Origin of the sequence: Blautia sp. CAG:237 (genome assembly GCF_000436615.1) — a bacterium.
Lineage (GTDB): Bacteria > Bacillota > Clostridia > Lachnospirales > Lachnospiraceae > Blautia_A > Blautia_A intestinihominis.
In genome coordinates this window covers 11350-12503 of record NZ_FR886697.1, presented here as the reverse complement: position 1 = coordinate 12503, position 1154 = coordinate 11350, and the positions used below count along the sequence as shown (strand labels likewise).

General features: G+C 37.6%; 1 protein-coding gene. It reads left to right on the top strand.

Annotated features, from left to right (window positions below; translation table 11 throughout):
• Positions 1–117 precede the first annotated feature (117 nt).
• Positions 118–1122 (top strand): DHH family phosphoesterase, encoded by a 1005-nt coding sequence (locus tag QZL69_RS03090; protein ID WP_022213758.1) that lies wholly within the window; start codon positions 118–120, stop codon positions 1120–1122.
• Positions 1123–1154: the final 32 nt, after the last annotated feature.

Below are 1154 nucleotides of genomic sequence, written 5' to 3'. Positions count from 1 at the left end.
TTTCTTTTATGCAAAATCACGAACTTGCTCATTTATAGTACTAAAGATAAAATCTGAGATACAGTAGTACTTGTGTCTTAGATTTTATTTTTTACCGAAAAGAAGAGGAGGAGAAATATGCCAAAAGAATTTGATTTTGACAAAGAATTCGAAAACATGATGACCAGTAATAAACTGGATACAGTTGTATTACTGGGACATATAAATCCGGATGGGGATGCGGCAGGATCTGTCATGGGATTAGCACATTACATAAAGGTAAACTATCCTCAGTATGAAGTGCTTCCATATCTGGCGGATACAATAGATAAAGGCCCTAATAAGATCATAAAGACAGATAAAGTATTTAATCCATTTGAAAAACCGAACGTAGAAGGAAAAAAGTTTGCAGTTATTGTGTGCGATAATGCAGTGATCGTGCGTATGGCAGGAAGAGAATATTATGAAGTTGCTACGGCATCAATGGTTATTGATCACCATGCATCTAATGAAGGATATGGAAACATTAATTATACGAAAGTTTCAGAAGCCTGTGCAGAGAATGTTTTTTACATACTGGACAAAAATAGTCTAGAAAAAGCGACAACTTTAGAACTTCATCCAACAGCTGCTGATTATATCTACCTGGGAATCATACAGGATACAGGAGGTCTTGCCAGGGCAAAGGAAAGTACTCTGTATGCGGTAATGACATTGCAGGGAATTGGCGTAAAACACAGTGATATTATGAAAACGATGCATAATGATACGCTGGAAAGCTTACAGAAGAAAGCCCTTTTATTAAATAAGGCGTTTTGTGTACTGGATGGCAAAGTAGCGTATGTTTGTGTAGATCAGAAAGAGAGCAAAGAAAAAGAAATCCGTTATGAAGATATCCATCCAATTGCAGAAATTCTTCGGGATTGCGAGGATATAGAGCTGAGCTTTACCATGTATGAGGAAGCTGAGAATAAATGGAGATGTTCTTTCAGATCTGATGGTGAATGGATTGACGTCAATGAATTGCTGACTCCTTTTGGCGGTGGAGGACATGCCGCTGCCGCGGGACTGAAAAAGACAACGGATGATGTGGAAAAACTAAGGGAAGCTATTTTTGAACGGATCAAGGATTTGAGAGAATAAATGTGAAAAATAGTATAAGAAATGAAACGAGC